Below are 23,240 nucleotides of genomic sequence, written 5' to 3'. Positions count from 1 at the left end.
GGGGAGAAGGGCATGGCAAAAACGATCGACGACAAACTGGTGCTGGCGATTTCTTCGCGTGCTCTGTTCGACCTGAGCGAAAGCCACAAGGTCTATCTGTCGAGTGGTGTCGAGGCCTATCGGCAATATCAGATCGAACACGAAGATGAAATCCTCGAGCCCGGCGATGCATTTCCGTTGGTGCAAAAACTCCTCAACTTGAACACCAGCCTCGGCCGCGCTCGGGTCGAGGTGATCCTGGTGTCGCGCAACAGTGCGGACACCGGTTTGCGGGTGTTCAATTCGATCCACCACTATGGCCTGGCGATTTCCCGCGCGGCGTTTGTCGGCGGGCGCAGTCCTTATCCGTACCTCAAGGCGTTTGGCTGTGACCTGTTTCTCTCGACGCATGCCGAAGACGTGCGCAGTGCACTGGATGCCGGGTTCGCCGCGGCGACCATTCTGTCGGGTGGCGCCAGCCGTGCGGCCAGCGATGAATTGCGCATTGCCTTCGATGGTGATGCGGTGCTGTTTTCCGACGAGTCGGAGCGCGTCTATCAGTCCGGTGGTCTGGAAGCGTTTCAGGCCAGCGAGCGTGAAGCCGCCCGCGAGCCTTTGCGCGGTGGGCCGTTCAAGGGCTTCCTCGCAGCCCTCAATCTGTTGCAGCGTGAGTTCCCGGATGACGCCTGTCCGATCCGCACCGCGCTGGTGACTGCGCGATCGGCGCCGGCCCATGAACGAGTGATTCGTACCTTGCGCGAATGGGACATTCGTTTGGACGAGTCGCTGTTTCTCGGCGGCCTGACCAAGTCGGCGTTTCTCGAAGCCTTTGCCGCTGACGTGTTTTTCGACGATCAGGCCGGTCATTGCGAGTTGGCCCGTGAAGTGGTCGCCACCGGCCACGTGCCGCATGGCATAAGCAACGAGCAAAAGGTTTAAGCCCACGGTTCAACGCGTTACGCGAGACGTCGTACTCGCCAAGGCACTGCTAAGCTGAATCAATCTCCGCCATGTTGGACGCGAGGAGTTCATATGATTCGGTCGATGCTGTATGCCACTGACCTTGGCCTGTATGCGCCGTTGGTGATGCAACATGCCTTGGCACTGGCTCGAACATTCAATGCCGACCTCTACGTGGTGCACGCCGTTGAACCGATGGGATTGTTCGCCGAATCGGTGCTTCAGAGTTACCTCGATGAGCAGGCGTTGAACGAGTTTCACAGCCAGGGCCTGAACACGGTGATTGCCAATATCGAGCAGCGGGTACTCGACAGCTTTCGTGAGGAACTGGGGGACGAAGGGGAACAGGACCTGAAACGAATTCAAGCGGTGCGGGTGCTTCAGGGCGACCCGTCACAGGTGATTCTCGACCAGGCGCAGAAACTCTCCGTGGATTTGTTGATCGTAGGTAGTCATAGCCATGGTGCTGGCGCGGAAACGCCTTTGGGGCGGACTGCAGCGCGGGTGTTGCAACTGTCTCGGGTACCGGTCTACCTGGTGCCGCTGGTGGAACGTCGTCGCCAAGGGGATCGTTAGTGTCCTGCCTCGCGTATTCACGAGGCAGGACACCAGAACACGAATAGTGGCAGTTTGATAAAAAAGTTCTAGATTTATTCTTCAAACCATTAATATAGTTATATACCGTCGCTGATGCCCGTGGCGTCTACCTGCTTTGAGGGATTCATATGAAGCTTCAACAATTGCGCTACATCTGGGAAGTGGCGCACCACGACCTCAACGTTTCCGCTACAGCCCAAAGCCTTTACACGTCGCAACCGGGCATCAGTAAGCAGATCCGTCTGCTGGAAGACGAATTGGGGGTCGAGGTATTCGCTCGCAGCGGCAAGCACCTGACCCGCGTCACTCCGGCCGGCGAGCGAATTATCACCACCGCCGGCGAGATCCTGCGCAAGGTTGAAAGCATCAAGCAGATCGCCCAGGAATTCTCCAACGAGAAGAAAGGCACCCTGTCGATCGCCACCACTCACACCCAGGCGCGTTATGCGTTGCCACCGGTGATCAGCAATTTCATCAAGCAATACCCGGACGTTGCCCTGCACATGCACCAGGGTTCGCCGATGCAGATCGCCGAAATGGCCGCTGACGGCACCGTGGATTTCGCCATTGCCACCGAAGCGCTGGAGCTGTTCGGTGATCTGGTGATGATGCCGTGCTATCGCTGGAACCGCTGCGTGGTCGTGCCTCAGGGCCACCCGCTGACCAAGCTGTCGAAGTTGACCCTCGAAGCGCTGGCCGAATACCCGATCGTAACTTATGTGTTTGGTTTTACCGGCCGTTCGAAACTCGACGAAGCGTTCAGCCATCGCGGCCTGACACCCAAAGTGGTGTTTACCGCCGCCGATGCCGACGTGATCAAGACTTACGTTCGTCTGGGCCTGGGCGTGGGCATCGTGGCAAAAATGGCGGTCGATGCCAAACTCGATAGCGACCTGGTCATGCTTGATGCCAGCGATTTGTTCGAATCCAGCATTACTAAAATCGGTTTCCGTCGCGGCACCTTCCTGCGTGGCTTCATGTGCGACTTCATCGAGAAGTTCGCCCCGCACCTGACTCGCGAAGTCATGGCCAAGGCCATCCAGTGCCACAACAAGCAGGAATTGGAAGAGCTGTTCGACGGCGTCGAACTGCCGGTCCATTAATCTCTTTAAATTACCTCCGTAACAGCAAACTGTTGCCGAGCGCCCGCCACCAGAATCTCCACCTCGTCCCCTTCGAACTTGCCCAGCAGGCTTTTGCCCAGTGGCGAGCGAGGGGTGATGACGGTGATCAATTGCCCCACCAGATCGACCTTCAAGCCCGCCGCGTCGGGGGCCAGGAACAGCCATTGTTCACGTCCCTTTTCGTCTTCGAGACCGAGCAGGGCGCCGACTTCGATACCGCGCTGATCGTCATACGGGCGCAACGTCAGGTTCTGGCAAAGCGTCAGTGAATGACGGATCTCCTCGACCCGCTTCGCCTGCCCGGCCGCGAGGTATGACGCCTCCAGACCCAGTGTGTCGTATTTGTTTTCGGCGATGTTTTCTTCGTGGGTCGCGGTTTCGTAAGCGGTTTGCGCGGCACGCTCGGCGATGTCGAGATCGATCCGCAGCTTGTCGATAATCAGTTGGTGGACGGTAGGCTTGTGCATGGTCAGCTTCATGATCAATCGCAGAATTGCTGGACGTTGGCGCGGCTTTTTTCGCTCGGTGCGGTCTGATCCTGTTGCAACCAGAACTGGCATTTGGGGTTCGACAGGTTGCGGTTGCTGCTGCGCGCTTGATCCAGCCGTTGCTGCTGCTCGTTTTTGCGCAGGTTCTCTTCGTATTGTTCGAACAGCGGGCTCTGCGGAGGACTATCCGGCACCGGTTGCACCACCATCGGCGGTTTGGCCAGTTGTTCTATCGCCGCAGCCACGGGCGCCAATGGCTCGTTGAACAGCAGGCGAGAGGCGAGCCAGCACGTCAGCGCGATCGCGATAAACCCCAGCCACACCCCCAGGGCAATGCTGCCGGTCAGTTTCAAGGCGCTGAGCTGGATCGGCAACGGGCGGCGCGGGTTTGGACGGTAGGGCATGGCTGCCTCCTGGCGGGTGGTCGCGGGCGAGTGGCGATTGTCGCATGAAGATTAATCGCCGTCGGCTCTTCTGCACGGGGTAATTTATGAGGACAATCGGCGCCTTTGCCAACGGGAGCCTGGAATGCCTGAAATGAAAGCCCGCTGGGATATTTTCTGCACGGTGGTCGACAACTTTGGCGACATCGGCGTGACCTGGCGCCTGGCGCGACAGCTGGTGGCCGAACATTCGGTGACGGTGCGCTTGTGGGTCGATGATCTGCGGGCCTTCGAACGCTTGTGCCCGGAAATCGACATCAACGCCTCACAGCAATGGCAGCAGGGTGTCGAAGTGCGGCAGTGGACGGCCGAATGGCAGCCCACTGAAGCTGCTGATGTGGTGATCGCCGCGTTCGCCTGCCAATTGCCGGGTGCTTACATGGACGCCATGGCCGAGAGGGAAAAACCGCCGCTGTGGATGAATCTCGACTATCTGAGTGCCGAGGACTGGATCGTCGGTTGCCACGGTTTGCCGTCGGTGAAGTACAAAAGCGTACAAAAAATCTTTTTCTTCCCAGGATTCCAGAAGGGCACGGGCGGCTTGTTGCGTGAAAGCGGATTGCTTGAGCGTCGTCAGCAGTTTCAGCAAAACCCCGAGGCTCAGCGAGAATTCCTTCAAGGTTTAGGGATTGATCGCGCGCAAGGTGCGCAGCTGGTCTCGCTGTTTGCCTACGAAAATAAAGGGCTGGCCAGTTGGTTTGATGCAATGGCGGCCGACTCGACGCCCACTCATCTGCTGGTGCCCGAAGGTCGGATTCTTGGGGATGTCGAGCGTTGGCTCGGTGTGGACGGTCTGGTGGCCGGTGCCGTGCATGTGCGCGATGCCTTGACCGTGCAAGTGCTGCCGTTCGTCAGACAGGACCAATATGACCAGTTGCTGTGGTGCTGCGATTTCAACGCCGTGCGCGGTGAAGATTCCTTTGTCCGCGCTCAATGGGCGGGCCGGCCGCTGCTCTGGCACATCTATCAGCAGGACGAAGACATCCATCTGGACAAGCTCGAGGCCTTCCTCGCTCTGTACAGCAAAGGACTGTCGGCGCCTGCCCGCGAGGCGATCAGCGGTCTTTGGCATTCGTGGAATGCCGGTGAGACAATGTCCGACCACTGGCTGGCGACCCGCAAACACTGGCCAGAACTGCAAAAACACGCCGAAGCGTGGTGTCTGGAACAGGCCTTGCAGGATGATCTTGCCGCAGCGCTGGTACAGTTTTATGTAAATTGGATATGATACGCGGCCTAGATTTTTGTAAATCCCATCCAAATTCGGATATTCGCAATGAAAACTGGTAAAGAACTGAAACCCGGTACCGTGATCCGTCTCGAAAACGATCCTTGGCTGGTTCAGAAAGCTGAATTCACCAAGTCTGGTCGTAACAGCGCGATCATGAAGACCAAGCTGAAAAACCTGCTGACCGGTTACAAGACCGAGATCGTTTACAGCGCTGACGACAAACTGGACGACGTAATCCTCGACCGCAAAGAAGCGACCCTGTCCTTCATCAGCGGCGACACCTACACGTTCATGGACACCACCGACTACACCATGTACGAGCTGAACGCTGAAGACATCGAAGCCGTTCTGCCTTTCGTTGAAGAAGGCATGACCGATGTTTGCGAAGCGATCTTCTTCGAAGAGCGTCTGGTTTCCGTAGAACTGCCGACCACCATCGTGCGCGTAGTTGACTACACCGAAGGTTCGGCTCGCGGCGACACTTCCGGCAAGGTGATGAAGCCTGCCAAGCTGAGCAACGGTACTGAGCTGCAAGTTGCTGACTTCATCGAAATCGGTGACAAGATCGAGATCGATACCCGCGAAGGCGGTTCCTACAAAGGCCGTGCTAAATAAGCACTGCTTCAGGAATGAAAAAGCCCGACCATTGAGTCGGGCTTTTTTGTGTCTGCGATTTACCGCTTACTTGAGGTGTTGCTTGAGCTCTTCGGACGCCTGCAACATCGCCGAGCGCACCGCTGGCACCTGGCTCACCACGTTAAGCAAACCATAGTCGTGGATCATGCCGTTGTAGCGAACTGCAGTGACCGGCACGCCAGCCTCGTCGAGTTTGCGGGCGTAGGCTTCGCCTTCATCGCGCAACACGTCGGCGCCGGCGGTCTGCACCAGGGCAGGTGGCAGGCCCTTGAGTTGCGCGGTGGTCGCCCGCAGCGGCGAGGCGTAGATCTCGTTACGCTGTTTGGTATCGGTGGTGTAGTTGTCCCAGAACCACTTCATCATGTTTTTGGTAAGGAAGTGCCCCTCGGCAAACTGGTTGTAGGACGCTGTCTCGAAACTGGCGTCAGTCACCGGCCACAGCAGCACCTGGAATTTGATCGCCGGCGTGCCCTTGTCTTTGGCCATCAGCGCAACCACTGCCGCCATGTTGCCACCGACGCTGTTACCGGCCACGGCCAAGCGTTTGCCGTCGACGTTGATCTCTTTACCGTGCTCGGCCACCCACCGGGTCGCGGCGTAAGCCTGGTTGATCGCTACCGGGTAATGCGCTTCCGGCGACGGGGTGTAATTGACAAAAACCGCCGCCGCCCCCGAACCCGTTACCAAGTCTCGAACCAGACGTTCGTGGGTCGGAAAATCCCCCAGCACCCAGCCACCGCCGTGGAAGAACATGAACACTGGCAGCGGGCCTTTGACCCCGGCTGGCCGGACGATGGTCAAGTTGAGTGGTTGGCCGTCGACTTGAATGGTCTTCTCGCTGACATCAGCTTTTGGCAGCGTCAGTTTCACCCCGGCCTGCGCACCGACCAGCACGGCGCGGGCATCGGCAGGGGTGAGTTGTTCCATCGGTTTGCCGGTGCCGGCATTCAGAACGTCGAGGAACGCCTGGGTGTTGTGTTCAACACCCTCACCTGCGAACGCGCTGTTAATGGACAAGGCGAGAAGGGTACCGGTCAAGACTTTACTGAAAGTACTCATGTTCGTTTCCTGGTTCGGGCCTGGGAATCAGCGGTTAGACGGTCACGTGCAGGCGCACATCGACGTTGCCACGGGTGGCGTTGGAGTACGGGCAGACCTGGTGTGCAGCGTCTACCAGGCTTTGCGCATCGGCGTGTTCAAGACCCGGCAAGCTGACGTGCAGGTCGATGTCCAGACCGAAGCCACCAGGGATCTGGCCGATGCCGACATGAGCGGTGATCGAAGCGTCGTTCGGGATGGTGCGTTTGGTTTGGCTGGCAACGAATTTCAGCGCGCCGATGAAGCAGGCGGAGTAACCGGCTGCGAACAGTTGCTCAGGGTTGGTCGCTGCACCGCCAGCACCACCCAGTTCTTTGGGTGTGGCGAGTTTGACGTCGAGGATGTTGTCGCTGGAAACCGCACGGCCGTCACGGCCACCAGTGGAGGTTGCGATTGCGGTGTAGAGAGTTTGCATGATGTGAGCCTCATTCTGGTTTTGGTGTTTGCGCTAAATGTTTGCGCGCTAAGTAGTTGCGAAATAAATGTAGCTCGCGAATATTTAGCACGCAAGATAAATTTTGAAAAAAGTTTTGGCGACAGAAATTGATCGGGACGGTGAGGCTCGAGATAGAGGCGTTTGTGCGGGATTTACAGGCAGGAAAATTTTTTGCGATTTCGAGGAAGCTTTCGCGGGCAAGCCTCGCTCCTTGTAGGAGCGAGGCTTGCCCGCGAAGAACGATAACGCGGTAGATGCTTTACAGGCTGTCTTGCAGATTGCTACGCAGCACTTGCAGTTCCGCTTGCAGTTTCTGCAGCCTCTCCAGCGTCATCCCGCTGGCGCCGAGGATGCACTGGGGAATACCGCGCGCCCGCTCCCGCAATGCACGACCCTGTTCAGTGAGTTCGACAATCACCACTCGCTCGTCTTCACGGCTGCGGGTGCGGCTGAGTAAACCTTCGACTTCCAGGCGTTTGAGCAACGGCGTCAGAGAGCCAGGATCGGTCAGCAGGCGCGTGCTGATTTCGCCTACGGTCAAACCGTCCTGTTCCCACAACACCATCATCGCCAGGTATTGCGGATAGGTCAGGCCCAGTGCCTGCAACAGCGGCTTGTACACCTTGGTCATCAGCAGCGAGGTGGAGTGCAGGGCGAAGCAGGCCTGATTATCCAGCAGCAGGTCGTCGCAGTTATCCGGGGTGTTGCGCTCGGTGGTCATTTCGAAGCCTTGATCAGTGATCGTCATAAATCTAGCGGGCGAATCTTTAATGCACCAGATAATTCTAGCCTAATGCCGGTCGAGGGTGCTTTGCAGTGCCAGATCCCACGGCGGGATCGGGCTGAAGCGGGTTTTCAGGTATTCCAGCAACAAGCGACTGCGCGGATTGGGTTGTTGCTCAAGGCGCAAGGCATAAATACCGGTCGTTTCCGGTGGTGGCAGGCCGTGTTCGCAGAACAGCGGAAGCAGTTCACCGCGTAACAGGTATTCGCTGGTCAACCAGGTTGGCAAGTGCGCGATACCCAGCCCGGCCAATGCGCCGCAGACCAAAGCCTCGGCGTTGTTGGCACTCATGCGGATGCGCGCAGGGCGGTGCAAGTGCATCTGCCCGTCCCGCTCGAAACGCCAGGCGAACGGCGGGGCCAGACCCTCCCAGTCGAGGCCGTCGTGCTCAATCAGCTGCGCCGGATCGGTCGGCACGCCACGCCGTTGCACATACTCGGGGCTGGCGCAGGCAATGCGCACCATGCTCGCCAGCGGCGTGGCCACCAGCCGGGTATCGGCCATTTGCCCGGCGCGCAGCACCAGATCGACCTTGCCCAGATTCAAACCCTGCATGTCGACGAAACTGTCGATCAAGTGCAACTGCACGTCGAGGCCGGGGTAGAGCATCAGAAAGTCTGCAATCACCGGCGCCAGATGTCGCCGCCCGAACGCTGCCGGTGCATCGATCCGAATCAAGCCTTCCGGTGCACTGCTCAAGGATACCGCCTCAGCCCTGGCCAGCCGCAGTTCAGCCACGATACGCCGTGCGCGTTCGGCAAAAGCCAGACCTGCCGGGGTTGCGCGCACCGCGTGGGTGCTGCGAATGAACAACTGGCTGCCGACGGCGTTTTCCAGGCTGTCGATGCGCCGGGCCACTGCCGAAGGGGTCAGTGGATGACGGCGTGACGCGGCGGAAAAACTGCCGGTTTCCAGCACGTCGAGAAACAGGCCCAGTTGTTCGGTCAATTGATTGGGGTTCATGGTTTGTCAGTGCTTGTGCGAAGTTGGCACAGCCATTGTGCGTTGCTGTGCGTTTCCCCGCCAGCGCCGACTGCGTAGGATGAATAGCCTGACGTGAAGGGAAAATCGCCTGTGATTGAGTTTTTGATGTACCTGGTATTCGGCGCCGCCCTCGGAACCCTCGGTGGGTTGTTCGGCATTGGCGGTGGTTTGATCGCGATCCCGCTGCTGGGCGTGTTGTTCGGCCTCGATCAGCAGGTTGCCCAAGGCACGGCGCTGGTAATGGTGGTGCCCAACGTGATGCTGGCGCTGTGGCGTTATCACCAGCGTAATCGCATTGAATTGCGTCATGCGCTGCCATTGGCTTCGATGGGTTTCTGTTTCGCCTGGATCGGTTCGATCTGGGCGGTCGGCATAGATGCGCAAACCATGCGCGTCGGATTTGTTGCGTTCCTGATTGCCCTGTCGGCCTACAACCTGGTGCGAATGTTCTGCGCCAACGCGCCGGCGTCTGCGCAGATGAATTATTCATGGCCATGGCTGGGCGTACTCGGCGCCGCCTCCGGCACCATGGGTGGGTTATTTGGCGTGGGCGGGGCGGTGGTGGCAACGCCGGTTCTGACCAGTCTGTTCGGCACCAGTCAGGTAGTCGCGCAGGGTTTGTCGCTGGCGCTGGCGTTGCCGAGCACGGGTGTCACGCTGGTGACTTACGCGGTGCATCATCAGGTGGACTGGATGATCGGCCTGCCCTTGGCAGTGGGTGGTCTGCTGAGCATTAGCTGGGGCGTGAGGATCGCCCACGCACTGCCGGAGCGACTGCTGCGCGGGTTGTTCTGTGGGTTCCTGGTGTTCTGCGCGGTGATGCTCGCCCTTAAAGTTTGAAGCCTTCGACGATGTGTTCGGCCAGGCACTCAGTGATCGGCGACGGGTTGTGCAGGTTGCGCACCAGCATGATGCTGGCCTCTGGCAGAATCGGCAGGTCCTCGGCCTCACCGAGTATGCGCATGTCGGGCGTGATCAGGCTTTCGAGTTGCGCGGTGACGGCCAGTCCGGCGCTGACCACCGCCATGATCGCCGACAGGCTGTCGCTGTTGTACGCCACGCGGTAATCGCGCCCCATGGCGTCCAGCGCATTGCAGGCCCATAAGCGACAGAAACAATCACTGTTGAACATCGCCAGTGGCAGCGGTGTTTGCTCATGGGCGCTGAAACATTGCGCCTCGGCCCAGACAAAATGCTCCTTGCGCAATAATTGGCCGATCTCGTTGCCCGGCTCGCGAGTGACGATGGTCAAGTCCAGGTCCTGGCGCAGCAGCAATTGTTTTGATGATTCGCAGTGCACCTCGATCTGGATCAGCGGATACGACTGCGCAAATCGCCGCAGAATCCCCGGCAAAAAACGCATCACGTAATCGTCCGGCGTGCCGATGCGCACCATGCCAACCATGTGCGGCTCGCGCAGCGTATTGAACACTTCACTGTGCAGCTTGAGGATGCGCCGGGCATAGCCGAGCAACACCTGCCCCTCAGCCGTCAGCCGCACCTGCCGCCCGTCGCGCTGGAATAACTGACGCTGCAACACATCCTCTTCCAGCCGCTTCATCTGCATGCTCACGGCGGATTGGGTGCGGTTGACCAATTCACCGGCGCGGGTAAAACCGCCTTGGTCGGCGATGGCGACAAAGGTACGCAGCACTTCGGTGTCGATACTCGGGTAGGCAGACATTCATCAATCTCCGAGATGTGTTACATCAGAAACATTCGTTGGATTGATCTTAGCCCCGGCGCGACACTTGAGCCATCCCAAACGGAGGGCGACAAGATGAAAGGTCAAAAAGGTTATGCAGACGTAGAAAAACACTCCATCCACCTGATATCCGATTTGCTGCATAAAGTTAACCGCTGGTACGAACTGCACCGTGAACGAGAAATGTTGGCGGGCATGAGTGATGAAGCGTTGAAGGACATCGGGCTCAGTCGTGCGGATGTCGAGCACGAAGCCATCCGCCCATTCTGGGATGACCCGATGCACAAATGAGTCATACACAACTACACAAACCGTCTCCCGGTGAGGTAGGTTGCGAGCAGACAAGGAGATGCTCATGCCCGCAACACTGTCCTTTTCCATCAAACAGGCTCGGCGTCTGGCGCTGGCTGCCCAAGGGTTCAACGGGCGCCAACCGCCGGCGGCGATCAAACCGGTTCAGCTCAATCGCCTGATAGAACGGCTGGGCATTCTGCAGATCGATTCGGTCAATGCGTTGGTGCGTTCGCACTACCTTCCCTTGTTTTCCCGCCTCGGCAATTACTCATCCGACTTGCTCGACCAGGCTGCCTGGAGTTCGGGCCGGCGGCGCACGCTATTCGAGTATTGGGGCCATGAAGCCTCGTTGCTGCCCTTGTCGATGTACCCGTTGATGCGCTGGCGCATGCTGCGCGCGACCCGTGGCGAAGATATTTACCAGCAACTGGCACGTTTCGGTCGTGAGCAGCAGGACACGATTCGTCGGGTGCTGGCCTCGGTTCAGGAGCTGGGCGCGCTGGGTGCCGGAAGCCTGTCGACCCGTCAGGAACGGGCAGGGCCCTGGTGGGACTGGAGCGCGGAAAAGCATGCGCTGGAGTGGTTGTTCGCCGCCGGTGAAGTGACCGTGGCCGGGCGGCGTGGGTTCGAACGGCTTTATGATCTGCCGGAGCGGGTGATTCCTTCGGCGATACTCCAGCAACCGTTGCTCTCGGAAGCTGAGGCCCAGCGTGGTCTGTTGCGACATGCGGCGAATGCCTTGGGTGTGGCGAGTGAAAAGGACCTGCGCGATTATTTTCGCCTGAGTCCCGGTGATGCCCGTCCGCGCTTGGCGGAACTGGTGGAGGCGGGTGAATTGCTGTGCTGTGAAGTCCAGGGCTGGCGGCAACCGGCTTATTGCCTGCCCCAGCCGAAAGTGCCGCGCAAGATTGAGGCCAGCGCCTTGCTTTCACCGTTTGATTCGCTGGTCTGGGAGCGCAGCCGCACTGAGCGCCTGTTCGATTTTCGTTATCGGCTGGAGATTTATACGCCGCAGGACAAGCGGGTCTATGGCTATTACGTGTTGCCGTTTTTGCATAATGAACGGATTGCCGCGCGGGTAGACCTGCGCGCCGAGCGGGCGTTGGGCAGGCTGGCGGTGCACGCTGTGCATGAGGAGGAGCCGGGGCTGGATGACGAGGGGATGCTGGCGTTGGCGGTTAATCTGCGGCGGATGGCGGAGTGGCTGGGGCTTGAGCGGGTTCAGTTGAATTGTCCGCGGGCGAGTGCAGGGCGGTTGCGGGTGGCATTGGCGCAGCTCAGTGGTGATTGAGCTGACGCCATCGCGAGCAAGCTCGCTCCCACATTAGACCGAGTTGTCCAAACGGACGCGGTCTAATAATGTGGGAGCGAGCTTGCTCGCGAAGGGGGCGCTGCGATTCAGCGCCGAACCTGCTTCAGGGTTTCAGCAATAAGAAACGCCAACTCCAGCGACTGATCAGCATTCATCCGCGGATCGCAATGGGTGTGATACCGGTCCGACAACCCGTCTTCGGTAATCGGCCGCGCGCCACCAATGCACTCGGTGACGTTCTGCCCGGTCATCTCGATGTGGATGCCGCCGGCATAAGTGCCTTCCGCTTCGTGAACCTGGAAGAACTGCTTCACCTCGCCAAGAATCTGCGCAAAGTCGCGGGTCTTGTAGCCGCTGCTGGCCTTGATGGTGTTGCCGTGCATCGGGTCGGAACTCCAGAGCACCTGCTTGCCTTCACGCTGCACCGCGCGGATCAACGCCGGCAAATGATCGCCAACCTTGTTCGCGCCCATCCGCGCAATCAGGTTCAGACGCCCCGGATCGTTGTCCGGGTTGAGTACATCGATCAGGCGAATCAGGTCTTCGGGGTTCATGCTCGGGCCGACTTTGACCCCGATCGGGTTGTTCACCCCGCGCAGGAACTCGACGTGAGCGCCGTCGAGCTGACGGGTACGGTCGCCGATCCACAGCATGTGCGCCGAGCAATCGTAGTAATCGTTGGTCAGGCTGTCGCGACGCACGAAGGCTTCTTCGTAGTTCAGCAGCAGCGCTTCGTGGGCGGTGAAGAAACTGGTTTCGCGCAGTTGCGGCGAGCTGTCCATGCCGCAGGCGCGCATGAACGCCAGGGTTTCATCGATGCGATCGGCCAGGTGGCTGTACTTCTCGGCCAGCGCCGAGTTGGCGATGAAGTCCAGGTTCCACTTGTGCACTTGATGCAGGTCGGCGAAACCGCCCTGAGCGAAGGCACGCAGCAGGTTCAGGGTCGCGGTGGACTGGTGGTAGGACTGGAGCAAGCGCTCCGGGTCTGGCACGCGGCTTTTTTCATCGAAACCGATGCCGTTGACGATGTCGCCACGGTAGGCCGGCAGGGTTACGCCGTCGATGGTTTCGTCGTTGGCCGAACGCGGTTTGGCGAACTGCCCGGCCATGCGCCCGACCTTGACCACCGGGCAACCGGCGGCGAAGGTCATGACGATCGCCATTTGGAGCAGGACTTTAAAGGTGTCGCGGATTTTCGCGGCGGAGAACTCGGCGAAGCTTTCAGCGCAGTCGCCGCCCTGCAGCAGAAACGCGCGGCCCTGGGTCACTTCGGCAAACTGACGGCGCAACTCCCGGGCTTCACCGGCAAACACCAGCGGCGGATAACTGGCCAGCGTTTGCTCGACGTGCAGCAAATGCGCTGCGTCGGGGTAGTGGGGTTGTTGCTGGATCGGCAGGGCGCGCCAGCTGTCAGGGCTCCAGGGTTGGCTCATCACGGTCTCTAGTGTTTTACGCTCGGACGGTCATGTTATCAGCAATTAGTGCGTGACCTGTTCCCGTCGCTTCGCGGACAATCGCGCTTTTGCCGCTGTCTGCAGCGGTTTTATTGCGCTGCTGCTTACATTGCAGGCCCGGTAACGATCAGGAGACGAAATGACTGAGGAGCGCGTCGAGCATCTGCTCGCCGAGGTGCAGGATGAGTTCGGCGTGATTCGCGTGCTGGAAGTGGCTGATTACCGTTTTCTCGAGTTCGGTGATGCCATCGAGCAGAGCTGCGTGTTCACGGCTGATCCGAGCTGGCTCGAATACGATTACACCCGGGCGATGCTGATTGGCGCGTTGTGCCACGAGCAGCCGGAAAGCGCGCTGTTCCTCGGTCTCGGTGCCGGCACCCTGACCCAGGCCTGCCTCAAGTTTCTGCCGCTGGAAGACGTCGAAGCCATCGAACTGCGCCCCGACGTGCCGCGTCTGGCCATTGAATACCTTGGGCTGGATGACGATCCGCGGCTGTATATCCGGGTGGGCGATGCGCTGGAGTTGCTCGATACCGCTGAGCCGGCGGATCTGATTTTCGTCGACCTCTATACCGATGTCGGGCCGGGTGTCGGGCATCTGGCCTGGAATTTCCTGGAAAACTGTCAGAAACGCCTGAACCCGGGTGGCTGGCTGGTGATCAATCAGTGGGCCACCGATGATGGCAAGCCGTTGGGCGCCGCATTGTTTCGCGGGCTCTATCACCGGCATTACTGGGAACTGCCGGTGAAGGAGGGCAATGTGATTCTGATCGTGCCTTCGGAGCTGGATCAGGAACTGGACATGGATGGCTTGAACACCCGGGCCGAAGGGCTGGCGCCGCGTTTGGGGTATTCGTTGCAGTCGTTGATCAAGGCAATCCGCCCGGCGACATAGGTGTTGTTTGTTAGGGCCTCATCGCGAGCAAGCTCGCTCCCACAGGGGAATGCATTTCAATGTGGGAGCGAGCTTGCTCGCGATGGCCATCTTCCAGTCAACACATCCCTCAAAGCCCTTTGAAAACACCGGGTCGCTTCTCGATCATCGACCGCACACCTTCCTGCGCATCCTCACTCGCCAACAACTTCTTCACCAGCGCCGGCAATCCCTGCGCCGCCGCTGTTTCCCCTTCATAACGTGCCTGCCTCGCAGACATCAACGTCGCCTGAACCGCAAGCGGCGCTTGTCGGGCAATCCGCTCAGCCAACTCAATCGCCCGTGGCAGCAAATCCTCGCTGGCCATGACTTCCTGGACCAATCCCAGGTGCAAAGCGTCATGGGCATCGAACTCATCGCCGGTCAGCAGCCAGCGCATGGCGTTGCCCCAGCCAGCGACCTGATGCAGGCGCAACGTGGCACCGCCGAACGGGAAAAGCCCGCGTTGCACTTCTTTCTGGGCGAAGCGGGTGTTGCTGGCGCACAGGTTGATATCAGCGGCCAGCATCAATTCGATACCGATGGTCAGGCAGTAGCCTTGCGCGGCGACAATCACCGGTTTGCTGACTCTGGGGCCAGCGAATACACCCCACGGATCGCAGCCGCCGGGCGGTGCTTGCCAGCCTTCGGCCAAGGCCGCGCTGGCACTGACCAGATCCAGCCCTGCGGTGAAATGCTCACCATGGCCGAACACCACCGCCACTCGCGCCTCGCTGTCGGCCTCGAACTCGCCATAGGCCAGGCTCAGTTTGTTGAGCAGATCGAGGTCGAAGGCGTTGCATTTGGCCACCCGATCCAGGCCAATCATCAGGACATGACCGTGCCGTTCACGGCTCACACGACTGGAGCAGGGCTGATTCATGGTGCATTTCCTCGGGCGGGAAGGGGTACGTGAGACCGCAGGTCTGCGTCACAAGGGTGAACCGTTTTAGCGCGATCGCCAGCAGGGCTGGGCCTTTGCAAAATAGACCGTTGCACGATGATCCGCAAAGCGTGTGACAGAACGCTGTACGCGGCAGTTTTCCGACAAATAAAGCTCCCTTTTTGGGCTAATTCCGGTATAGTGCGCGCCGGCCTTTAACCGAGCCGCGTTTAGGTAGCGCAATTTCCCGAAGTCAGCTTCGGCTGCACGTCCGCACAGCGGACTCTCCCTTGACGAATCTTTTTCATTCATTCGTTTTCGCAAATCCCCGCCGACAAAGCAGCCAGGGCGACTCTTGAGTCTTACACGGCATGCGCAGCTTTGGAGCATGGGTCTTTGCGGATGCACTTAGAGGCAGACCCATGACCCAGGAAACCGGCGGCTTCGCCGCTTTTAATCTTAATCCGAATATTCTTGCAGCCGTCATCGCGACTGGCTACGAAGAGCCTTCGGCTATTCAGCATCAATCGATCCCGATCATCATGGCCGGTCACGACATGATTGGTCAGGCGCAAACCGGTACGGGTAAAACCGCTGCGTTCGCCCTGCCGATCCTGCATCGCATCGATCCTGCTAAGCGCGAGCCGCAAGCCCTGATCCTGGCGCCAACCCGTGAGTTGGCGCTGCAAGTAGCAACCGCTTTCGAAACCTACGCCAAGCAAATGCCGGGCGTTACCGTTGTGGCCGTTTACGGCGGCGCCCCTATGGGTCCACAACTGAAAGCAATCCGTAATGGCGCACAGATCGTTGTCGCCACTCCGGGCCGTCTGTGCGACCACCTGCGTCGTGACGAAAAAGTCCTGTCGACCGTGAACCACCTGGTTCTCGACGAAGCGGACGAAATGCTCAAACTGGGTTTCATGGACGACCTCGAAGTTATCTTCAAGGCTCTGCCACCAACCCGTCAGACCGTATTGTTCTCGGCTACCTTGCCGCAGTCGATCCGTGCCATTGCCGAACGCCATCTGCGCGATCCGCAACACGTGAAGATCCAGACCAAGACTCAGACCGTTACCGCGATCGAACAGGCTCACCTGTTGGTTCACGCTGACCAGAAGACCTCGGCTGTATTGAGCCTGCTGGAAGTTGAAGATTTCGATGCCCTGATCATGTTCGTGCGCACCAAGCAAGCGACCCTGGACCTGGCCAGTGCCCTGGAAGCCAAAGGCTACAAAGCCGCTGCGCTGAACGGTGACATTGCTCAGAACCAACGCGAGCGCGTGATCGAATCCCTCAAGGATGGCCGTCTGGACATCGTTGTGGCGACCGACGTTGCTGCTCGTGGTCTGGACGTTCCGCGTATCACTCACGTGTTCAACGTTGACATGCCGTACGACCCAGAGTCCTACGTTCACCGTATCGGCCGTACTGGCCGTGCCGGTCGCGAAGGTCGTGCGCTGTTGCTGGTGACTCCGCGTGAGCGCCGCATGCTGCAAGTGATCGAGCGTGTAACCGGTCAGAAAGTTGCTGAGGTTCGCCTGCCGGACGCTCAGGCCGTTCTCGATGCCCGCATCAAGAAACTGACCAACAGCCTGTCGCCGCTGGTGGCTGATGCCGAATCGACTCACGGTGATCTGCTGGATCGCCTGACTGCCGACATCGGTTGCACCCCGCGTGCACTGGCCGCTGCTCTGCTGCGCAAGGCGACCAACGCTCAGGCGCTGACCCTGGCTGCGATCGAAAAAGAACGTCCGCTGGTGCCGAACAACGCACCACGTGGCGATCGTCCAGAGCGTACCGGTGATCGTCCGGACCGTGGTGATCGCGAGCGTCGTGCTCCGGTTCCATTGGCCGAAGGTCGTGCTCGTTGCCGTACCGCGCTGGGTGCGCGTGATGGTATCGCTGCCAAGAACCTGCTGGGCGCTATCCTCAACGAGGGTGGTCTGGCTCGCGAAGCAATCGGTCGCATCCAGGTGCGTGACAGCTTCAGCCTCGTTGAGCTGCCGGAAGATGGTCTGGAGCGTCTGCTGACCAAGCTGAAGGACACTCGCGTTGCTGGTAAGCAGTTGAAGCTGCGTCGCTATCGCGAAGATTGATCCGCTCTCGGGCTGATTGATCGAACATAAAAAATCCCCGACTGGTTCGGGGATTTTTTTGCCTGCGTTTTGTAGCAGCTGTCGAGCCTGCGAGGCTGCGTTCGGTTCGGGCCGCGTTCGGACGGAGCAGTCGCCTATCAAGTCGCCGCGGTTTGTCTTAAAGACCGAAGGCGCCTGATTTCACGAAGGCTTCGGCCAGGTGGCGCTTGAGTGACAGGTTGAAGGCTCGGGAAACTTCCCACTGCCACCCGGAAGATCGCGTAGCCGAATTCCCGGGAGTAGTTCTTGATGCTTTTGATTTCGCTGAACGGAAAGGTGTGGACGATGCCATCAATGGCCAGGGGTGAGGATTTACTCGTTGAGTTTGGCGAGGATCTTGAAGATCACGGTGGCGAGGATCATCAACATGCCGATCCACATCGCGAACACGCCAGCGTTCTTGTCGCGAAAATTGAAACCGGTTGCCAGCATGATCATCCCGGCGAGAATCGGGATCAGCATGGTGTGAAACGAAGACATCGAGATCATGAGCGACTGCCTTGTCGGAAGGGGTAGTTAAAGTCTAGGTGGCTTTTGGGTGGTCTGTGGTGAACACCTTTAGGAGCATGGCTTGCCAGAGATGGCGTCCTTAAGATCGCCATCGCTGGCAAGCCATGCTCCTACACGGATTACGGCAACTCGCGGCAGGCGTAAAACGCGCTCAACACTTTGACCAGGTGCGCCAGGTCATGGCTGCCGCACAGTTCACGGATCGAGTGCATGGCGAAGGTCGGCAGGCCGATGTCCACGGTGCGCACGCCCAGGTGGCTGGCGGTGATTGGGCCGATGGTCGAGCCACAGCCCATGTCGCTGCGCACCACGAAGCTCTGCACCGGCACTTCTTCGGCCATGCACAGATGGCGGAAGAACCCGGCGGTTTCGCTGGTGGTGGCGTAGCGCTGGTTGCTGTTGACCTTGATCACCGGGCCAGCGTTGAGTTTCGGGCCGTGGTTGGCATCGTGCTTGTCGGCGTAGTTGGGATGTACGCCGTGGGCGTTGTCGGCCGAGACCAGCAGGGATTTCTGAATGGTCCGTACGAACTCATCACCTTCGGGCAACAGACGACGCAGCGTTTGCTCGAGCATCGGGCCGTCGGCACCGCAGGCTGAACAGGAGCCGACTTCTTCGTGATCGTTGCAGACCAGTACACAGGTTTCGTCGGTTTCGGTGGTCAGCAAGGCTTGCAGACCGGCATAACACGACAGCAAATTGTCCAGGCGTGCGCCAGCGATAAAGTCGCCATGCAGGCCGATGACCGCAGCACTTTGGCTGTCGTAGAAGCTCAGCTCATAGTCGAGCACCACGTCGGCGTTCAAGCCGTGTTCGCGGGCGAGTTGATCGGTCAGCACGGCACGGAAGTCCACACGCTCGTCACCGGCAAATTGCGCGAGGATCGGCGGCAGTTCGGTCTGGGCGTTGATCGCCCAGCCCATGTTGGCTTCACGGTTAAGGTGAATGGCCAGGTTCGGGATGGTGGCGATCGGCGCCTTGAAGTCGATCAACTGGCTCTCGACCTTGCCATCACGACGGAAGGTCACGCGGCCGGCCAATGACAGGTCGCGGTCGAACCATGGCGCCAACAGTGCGCCGCCATAGACTTCGACGCCCAGCTGCCAGAAACCCTGGCGTTGCAATTCCGGCTGGGGTTTGACCCGCAGGCACGGGCTGTCGGTGTGGGCGCCGACCAAGCGGATGCCGCCATGCAGGGGTGAATGACGGCCCATCTTGAACGCGACAATCGAAGAGTCGTTACGGGTGACGTAGTAGCGACCGTTGGCTTCGGTGGTCCATGGCTCGCGCTCGTCGAGGCGTTGATAGCCCGCCGCTTCCAGGCGCTGAACAAGGCTGGCGGTGGCATGGAATGGGGTAGGGGAGGCCTTGAGAAAATCGATCAGGCCTTGGTTCAACTCTTCGCGCATAAGTAGCTCCAGACAGCAATGGCGCAAGTTTAACGTATTGGCTCACGGCATTGCAGAGGCAATGCCGTTCGGTGTGCGTCGGCTGCTGGTTGGCGAGTAGGATGAGTCAGCCGGTGATCAGATTGCCATTGAGGAATACTTCGCGACGTTGCTTGCGGCCTACATATTCATGTTTGCTCGCGAGGTACACCTCGTTGAATTTTTCCATCGAGATACCGGGGATCTCCCGAACATAGTCGTCCACAAGGCGGTCATAGGCGGCTTCGGTGATGAGCTTGTAGATGTCCCGGCGATAGAAGAAGCCCAGCTGAAAACCCAGGGTTTCGCTTGGATGGTTTGTCTGGCCGGCAAAGCAGTTTTCAAAGTCGATGGCTTTGAGCGGGGTTTGCGGCGTTTGCGGGATCATGATGTTGCCGGCCCAGAAATCCATGTGCGTGATGTTCTTGCGCGACAGGGAACCCAGCAATTGGAAGGCATCGAGAATGAAAGTTTCGACGTTATCCGGGTTGCGTTTAAGCCATTGCACACCGTCGATATGATCGTCGAGCAGGCGCGTGATAATGAAATACTCCTGGGTCAGCCCCAGTCGGTCTTTGGTGTAACCGAACCCTTGCAACGAAGGCATTTGTACGCCACGGCGCTGCGCTTCGAGCGTGTTGATCAGCTCTTCCAGCGGCCAGTCGAATCGGCCATTGCGCTGTGGTTTGCCAAAGGTTACGCGCACTTTTGCCTTTAACGAATCCAGCGGCTGGACTTTGGCAAACAGCGGGGTGTCTCCGGAGGTGAGCGGCGCACTCGCACGGGTGAGTTTGCGGGCACGTCGTTTGTGAACAAGTTGCTCAAGTGCCTGCTGCGCTTCGGCTGAGGGTTGTTCGCTAAGGTGCAGCGTGGTGCTGAAGAGGCAGAAGGTGAAAGGATAATCGTCTTGGACGGTCTTGTTGCTGAGCACGAGGGCTTCCTGCCTGCTATCAAAGTGCCGGCATTTTACGTTTCATTACAGATTTATGACAATATTTTCACGCCATTTTCACGTCGTTTTGAACAAGAAATAAAAACGCCCTTCAATGGAAGGGCGTTTTTTTGGTTCAGCGCTGCTTAGAAAGGAGCAGGACACTCGAAGCGCAAGCGTTCGCCGCTTTGCGGGTGAGTGAAGCTCAGCATGCTCGCGTGCAGACACAGCCGTGGCCAGGCTGCTAATGCTTGCTCGTGGGCGTAGAGCCCGTCACCCAGCAGCGGGTGACCGATGGAGAGCATGTGCACGCGCAACTGATGGGATCGGCCGGTGATCGGCGTCAATTCGACACGACACCAATCGCCGCAACGCTCCAATACGCGCCAGAAGGTCAGGGCATGTTTGCCGAATTCATGGTCCACCACATGGCGTGGCTTGGTCGGCGGGTCGTAGCGCAAGGGCAGATCGATGCTGCCACTGTCCAGTTCCGGCTGGCCCCAGCACAGGGCGGTGTAGGCCTTTTCGGTTTCGCGGTCATGAAATTGCCGAGACAGCTCGCGATGCGTGTCCGGGTCACGGGCCAACAGAATAATGCCGGAGGTTTCCCAATCCAGGCGATGGACGATTCGCGCTTCCGGGTAGCCGTTTTCTTGCAGGCGGGTAATCAGGCAGTCCTTGTTGTCATCGGCCCGGCCAGGGACGGAGAGCAGCAGGGTCGGTTTGTTCACCACCAGTACGGCGGCGTCTTGATGGATGATGCGGATGTTGGACAGCGGCATTAAAACAGCCTCGTAACAAACGCCAACGGCGGCTCAGGTCCCTTCCAGTTGCAGAAGGGACCTGAGCCGCCGTGACTCCTGTCTGATCGACTAGCGGTCAGGCAGGGTGATATTGAGTTCCAGAATCGAGCAGCTGCCCTGGTTTTCCAGTGCGACGTGCACGTCATCGGACCCGATATTGACGTACTTGCGGATCACCTCGACCAATTCCTTCTGCAAGGCTGGCAGGTAGTCCGGTGTACTGCGCTGGCCGCGTTCGTGCGCCACGATGATCTGTAGACGCTCTTTCGCTACCGACGCGGTGCTGACCTTTTTGCTGGCACGAAAGAAGTCAAAAAGATTCATTATCTACCTCCAAACAGGCGCTCGAAGAATCCCTTCTTCGTTACATCGAGAAAACGATGCTCCACGGTTTTGCCCAGCAGACGATCGACCGCATCGCTGTATGCCTGACCGGCATCGCTCTGGTCGTCGAGAATCACCGGCACGCCCGAGTTGGAAGCTTTGAGTACCGCTTGGGATTCCGGAATGACACCCAGCAGGGTGACGGCCAGAATCTCTTTGACGTCTTCGACGCCGAGCATTTCGCCGTCACTGACCCGTTGCGGGTTGTAGCGAGTCAGCAGCAAGTGCTCCTTGATCGGCTCTTCGCCCTTTTCGGCGCGGCGGGACTTGCTGGCCAGCAGGCCGAGCATGCGGTCCGAGTCACGTACCGAGGACACTTCCGGGTTGGTCACGACGATCGCTTCATCAGCGAAGTACATGGCCAGGTGGGCGCCTTTCTCGATGCCGGCCGGGGAGTCGCAGACCACGAATTCGAAGTCTTCTTTCAGCGCCATCAACACCTTTTCCACGCCTTCCACGGTCAGCGCGTCTTTATCGCGGGTCTGACTGGCGGCCAGTACGTAGAGATTTTCCAGGCGTTTGTCTTTGATCAGGGCTTGTTGCAGGTTGGCTTCGCCGTTCACCACGTTGACGAAGTCGTACACCACGCGGCGCTCGCAACCCATGATCAGGTCGAGGTTACGCAGACCGACGTCGAAGTCGACGATGACTGTTTTGTGGCCGCGCAGTGCGAGGCCGGTACCGATAGCAGCACTGGTGGTGGTCTTACCCACACCACCCTTGCCGGATGTAACCACGAGAATCTTGGCCAAGGTGTTTCACCCCTAAGGAAAAAGGACATTTAGCCCCTGAAAAACATCTCTAGAAAAACTACTGCAGTCGGACAGCCTTGGCTGGAATCCGGCCCAGAACGGTGCTTACCTCGGGTAAACACTGCTTATGGCCTTTTTCCTACTTCGTTTGAGCCGTTTTCGCTACGTTTTAGAGATGTTTGGAAAATGCGGCAGTATCCGTTAAAGCCGAATGATGTTCAACACATCGCCCGACAGGCTGATCTGTACACCCGCGCCCCACATAGGGTCGCGACGCAGATCCTCCGAAACCTTGTAGTGGCCTGCGATGGAAACCAGTTCAGCGCTCATTTGCTGACAGAAAATCCTGGCTTTCGTGTCGCCTTTGACGCCGGCCAACACACGACCGCGCATCGGGCCGTATACATGGATGTTGCCATCGGCGAGAAGTTCCGCCCCCGGGCTGACCGACGAGATCACGACCAGATCGCAACCCTGAGCATAAATCTGCTGGCCACCGCGTACGGGCGACGTGATGATCTTCGTTGGTTTGATGGTCGGTTCCGGCGGTTTTTCCGGTTTTTTCGCAACGACGCCTTCGTGCGGGTCAAGCGCACGTTCCCGGGCGCCGGACGGTGGCAGCACCGGCAGGTCGACTGCGATGGCCGCGGCGATGTCTTCTATGCGGCTGGCACGGATCGCCAGGGTGCGCAGGCCATGCTGGCGGCAGACGCGCATCAGGCCCGGCAGATCTACTGCGCCTTCGCTGGCCGGAAGTTTGTCCAGGGCCAGCACCAGTGGCGCGTTGCTGAAGAAGTTAGGCGCCTGGGCAACCTTGGCGGCCAGTTGACGATCAAGGTTATCGAGGTCGTTACGGGCCAGTTCCAGCACCGTAATGGCGAGCATGCTGCCCTTCAGCTGGAACACGGGATCTTGGTCTAGCGGTTCGGTTTGGCTCATGGTCGGCATACAACGACTTGTCACTAAAAGTGCCGAGA

General features: G+C 58.9%; 26 protein-coding genes and 1 pseudogene. 10 read left to right on the top strand and 17 right to left on the bottom strand.

Translation table 11 applies throughout. The features are described from left to right. Nucleotides 1–12: 12 nt before the first annotated feature. The 3 genes from ACYZT7_RS22145 to cysB all read left to right on the top strand — a co-directional run bounded on the left by ACYZT7_RS22145 (nt 13) and on the right by cysB (nt 2,639). Nucleotides 13–918: a 5'-nucleotidase gene (locus ACYZT7_RS22145; RefSeq protein WP_449645426.1), complete on the top strand. Its 906-nt coding sequence runs from the start codon at nt 13–15 to the stop codon at nt 916–918. A 93-nt stretch (nt 919–1,011) separates the two neighbouring features. After that, entirely contained in the window at nt 1,012–1,515 is a 504-nt protein-coding gene (locus tag ACYZT7_RS22140) for a universal stress protein (protein ID WP_449645427.1), read from the top strand. Between the two features lie 149 nt (nt 1,516–1,664). Further along, nucleotides 1,665–2,639 (top strand): HTH-type transcriptional regulator CysB, encoded by a 975-nt coding sequence (gene cysB, locus ACYZT7_RS22135; RefSeq protein ID WP_008148549.1) that lies wholly within the window; start codon nt 1,665–1,667, stop codon nt 2,637–2,639. Between the two features lie 5 nt (nt 2,640–2,644). On the opposite strand, the gene ACYZT7_RS22130 is transcribed toward cysB, so the two are convergent. Next, complete coding sequence (locus ACYZT7_RS22130) at nt 2,645–3,127, bottom strand: GreA/GreB family elongation factor (RefSeq protein WP_462038224.1); 483 nt, start codon at nt 3,125–3,127, stop codon at nt 2,645–2,647. A 14-nt stretch (nt 3,128–3,141) separates the two neighbouring features. Then, the gene (locus ACYZT7_RS22125; RefSeq protein ID WP_462038223.1) at nt 3,142–3,552 is read right to left on the bottom strand and encodes a hypothetical protein; all 411 of its coding nucleotides are present in this window, start codon (nt 3,550–3,552) and stop codon (nt 3,142–3,144) included. 124 nt (nt 3,553–3,676) lie between these two features. On the opposite strand from ACYZT7_RS22125, the gene earP reads away from it, so the two are divergent. Further along, nucleotides 3,677–4,819 carry an elongation factor P maturation arginine rhamnosyltransferase EarP gene (gene earP / locus ACYZT7_RS22120; protein ID WP_462038222.1) on the top strand — a complete coding sequence of 381 codons (1,143 nt, stop codon included), beginning with the start codon at nt 3,677–3,679 and terminating at the stop codon, nt 4,817–4,819. 48 nt (nt 4,820–4,867) lie between these two features. Next, the gene (locus ACYZT7_RS22115; protein ID WP_028619992.1) at nt 4,868–5,437 is read left to right on the top strand and encodes an elongation factor P; all 570 of its coding nucleotides are present in this window, start codon (nt 4,868–4,870) and stop codon (nt 5,435–5,437) included. A 66-nt stretch (nt 5,438–5,503) separates the two neighbouring features. Here the strand turns inward: ACYZT7_RS22115 and ACYZT7_RS22110 are convergent, their stop codons facing one another. From ACYZT7_RS22110 to ACYZT7_RS22095, 4 genes are all read right to left on the bottom strand, one after another. After that, nucleotides 5,504–6,517, bottom strand: a complete 1,014-nt coding sequence (locus tag ACYZT7_RS22110) for an alpha/beta hydrolase (RefSeq protein ID WP_462038221.1) — start codon at nt 6,515–6,517, stop codon at nt 5,504–5,506. Between the two features lie 34 nt (nt 6,518–6,551). Further along, the gene (locus ACYZT7_RS22105; RefSeq protein WP_462038220.1) at nt 6,552–6,971 is read right to left on the bottom strand and encodes an organic hydroperoxide resistance protein; all 420 of its coding nucleotides are present in this window, start codon (nt 6,969–6,971) and stop codon (nt 6,552–6,554) included. Nucleotides 6,972–7,251: 280 nt separating this feature from the next. Next, nucleotides 7,252–7,713 (bottom strand): MarR family winged helix-turn-helix transcriptional regulator, encoded by a 462-nt coding sequence (locus tag ACYZT7_RS22100; protein WP_129436974.1) that lies wholly within the window; start codon nt 7,711–7,713, stop codon nt 7,252–7,254. 69 nt (nt 7,714–7,782) lie between these two features. After that, entirely contained in the window at nt 7,783–8,739 is a 957-nt protein-coding gene (locus ACYZT7_RS22095) for a LysR family transcriptional regulator (RefSeq protein WP_462038219.1), read from the bottom strand. A 111-nt stretch (nt 8,740–8,850) separates the two neighbouring features. On the opposite strand from ACYZT7_RS22095, the gene ACYZT7_RS22090 reads away from it, so the two are divergent. Then, the gene (locus ACYZT7_RS22090) at nt 8,851–9,600 is read left to right on the top strand and encodes a sulfite exporter TauE/SafE family protein (protein WP_462038218.1); all 750 of its coding nucleotides are present in this window, start codon (nt 8,851–8,853) and stop codon (nt 9,598–9,600) included. Here ACYZT7_RS22090 and ACYZT7_RS22085 read toward each other — a convergent pair. Next, nucleotides 9,590–10,444 carry a LysR substrate-binding domain-containing protein gene (locus ACYZT7_RS22085; protein WP_462038217.1) on the bottom strand — a complete coding sequence of 285 codons (855 nt, stop codon included), beginning with the start codon at nt 10,442–10,444 and terminating at the stop codon, nt 9,590–9,592. The genes ACYZT7_RS22090 and ACYZT7_RS22085 overlap by 11 nt on opposite strands. A 96-nt stretch (nt 10,445–10,540) precedes the next feature. Here ACYZT7_RS22085 and ACYZT7_RS22080 point away from each other — a divergent pair, with 96 nt between their 5' ends. Then, entirely contained in the window at nt 10,541–10,756 is a 216-nt protein-coding gene (locus ACYZT7_RS22080; RefSeq protein ID WP_282376540.1) for a DUF1127 domain-containing protein, read from the top strand. Nucleotides 10,757–10,820: 64 nt separating this feature from the next. Continuing rightward, entirely contained in the window at nt 10,821–12,050 is a 1,230-nt protein-coding gene (locus ACYZT7_RS22075; RefSeq protein ID WP_462038216.1) for a winged helix-turn-helix domain-containing protein, read from the top strand. Nucleotides 12,051–12,157: 107 nt separating this feature from the next. Here the strand turns inward: ACYZT7_RS22075 and ACYZT7_RS22070 are convergent, their stop codons facing one another. Continuing rightward, nucleotides 12,158–13,504 carry a class II 3-deoxy-7-phosphoheptulonate synthase gene (locus ACYZT7_RS22070; protein ID WP_461954042.1) on the bottom strand — a complete coding sequence of 449 codons (1,347 nt, stop codon included), beginning with the start codon at nt 13,502–13,504 and terminating at the stop codon, nt 12,158–12,160. A 160-nt stretch (nt 13,505–13,664) separates the two neighbouring features. Between ACYZT7_RS22070 and ACYZT7_RS22065 the strand changes: the two genes are divergently transcribed. After that, nucleotides 13,665–14,420, top strand: coding sequence for a spermidine synthase (locus tag ACYZT7_RS22065; RefSeq protein WP_462038215.1), 756 nt, complete (start codon nt 13,665–13,667; stop codon nt 14,418–14,420). 109 nt (nt 14,421–14,529) lie between these two features. On the opposite strand, the gene ACYZT7_RS22060 is transcribed toward ACYZT7_RS22065, so the two are convergent. Next, entirely contained in the window at nt 14,530–15,321 is a 792-nt protein-coding gene (locus ACYZT7_RS22060) for a crotonase/enoyl-CoA hydratase family protein (RefSeq protein ID WP_462038214.1), read from the bottom strand. Nucleotides 15,322–15,743: 422 nt separating this feature from the next. Between ACYZT7_RS22060 and ACYZT7_RS22055 the strand changes: the two genes are divergently transcribed. Beyond that, nucleotides 15,744–17,417, top strand: a complete 1,674-nt coding sequence (locus tag ACYZT7_RS22055; protein ID WP_129436966.1) for a DEAD/DEAH box helicase — start codon at nt 15,744–15,746, stop codon at nt 17,415–17,417. A gap of 239 nt (nt 17,418–17,656) precedes the next feature. On the opposite strand, the pseudogene ACYZT7_RS22050 reads toward ACYZT7_RS22055, so the two are convergent. The 8 genes and pseudogenes from ACYZT7_RS22050 to minC form a co-directional block, all read right to left on the bottom strand. Continuing rightward, nucleotides 17,657–17,752 (bottom strand): annotated as a pseudogene (locus ACYZT7_RS22050) (hypothetical protein); the annotation flags it as partial. 16 nt (nt 17,753–17,768) lie between these two features. Next, nucleotides 17,769–17,945 (bottom strand): hypothetical protein, encoded by a 177-nt coding sequence (locus tag ACYZT7_RS22045; RefSeq protein WP_462038213.1) that lies wholly within the window; start codon nt 17,943–17,945, stop codon nt 17,769–17,771. Nucleotides 17,946–18,085: 140 nt separating this feature from the next. Beyond that, nucleotides 18,086–19,375, bottom strand: coding sequence for a M18 family aminopeptidase (locus tag ACYZT7_RS22040; protein WP_449645439.1), 1,290 nt, complete (start codon nt 19,373–19,375; stop codon nt 18,086–18,088). Nucleotides 19,376–19,481: 106 nt separating this feature from the next. Continuing rightward, nucleotides 19,482–20,324: a hypothetical protein gene (locus tag ACYZT7_RS22035; protein ID WP_462038212.1), complete on the bottom strand. Its 843-nt coding sequence runs from the start codon at nt 20,322–20,324 to the stop codon at nt 19,482–19,484. Between the two features lie 146 nt (nt 20,325–20,470). Further along, nucleotides 20,471–21,106, bottom strand: coding sequence for an RluA family pseudouridine synthase (locus tag ACYZT7_RS22030; RefSeq protein WP_008146175.1), 636 nt, complete (start codon nt 21,104–21,106; stop codon nt 20,471–20,473). Between the two features lie 90 nt (nt 21,107–21,196). Next, a complete protein-coding gene (gene minE / locus ACYZT7_RS22025) occupies nt 21,197–21,451 on the bottom strand; it encodes a cell division topological specificity factor MinE (protein WP_007898843.1) in 255 nt (84 codons plus the stop codon). Further along, the gene (gene minD, locus ACYZT7_RS22020) at nt 21,451–22,263 is read right to left on the bottom strand and encodes a septum site-determining protein MinD (RefSeq protein ID WP_201112779.1); all 813 of its coding nucleotides are present in this window, start codon (nt 22,261–22,263) and stop codon (nt 21,451–21,453) included. The genes minE and minD overlap by 1 nt, the downstream gene beginning before the upstream one ends. Before the next feature lie 201 nt (nt 22,264–22,464). After that, complete coding sequence (gene minC / locus ACYZT7_RS22015; RefSeq protein ID WP_462038211.1) at nt 22,465–23,202, bottom strand: septum site-determining protein MinC; 738 nt, start codon at nt 23,200–23,202, stop codon at nt 22,465–22,467. Between the last annotated feature and the right edge of the window lie 38 nt (nt 23,203–23,240).

It is taken from the genome of Pseudomonas sp. RT4P38 (assembly GCF_054897765.1).
The sequence above is the reverse complement of the archived record's forward strand: the minus strand, read 5'-3'. Positions and strand labels throughout refer to the sequence as shown.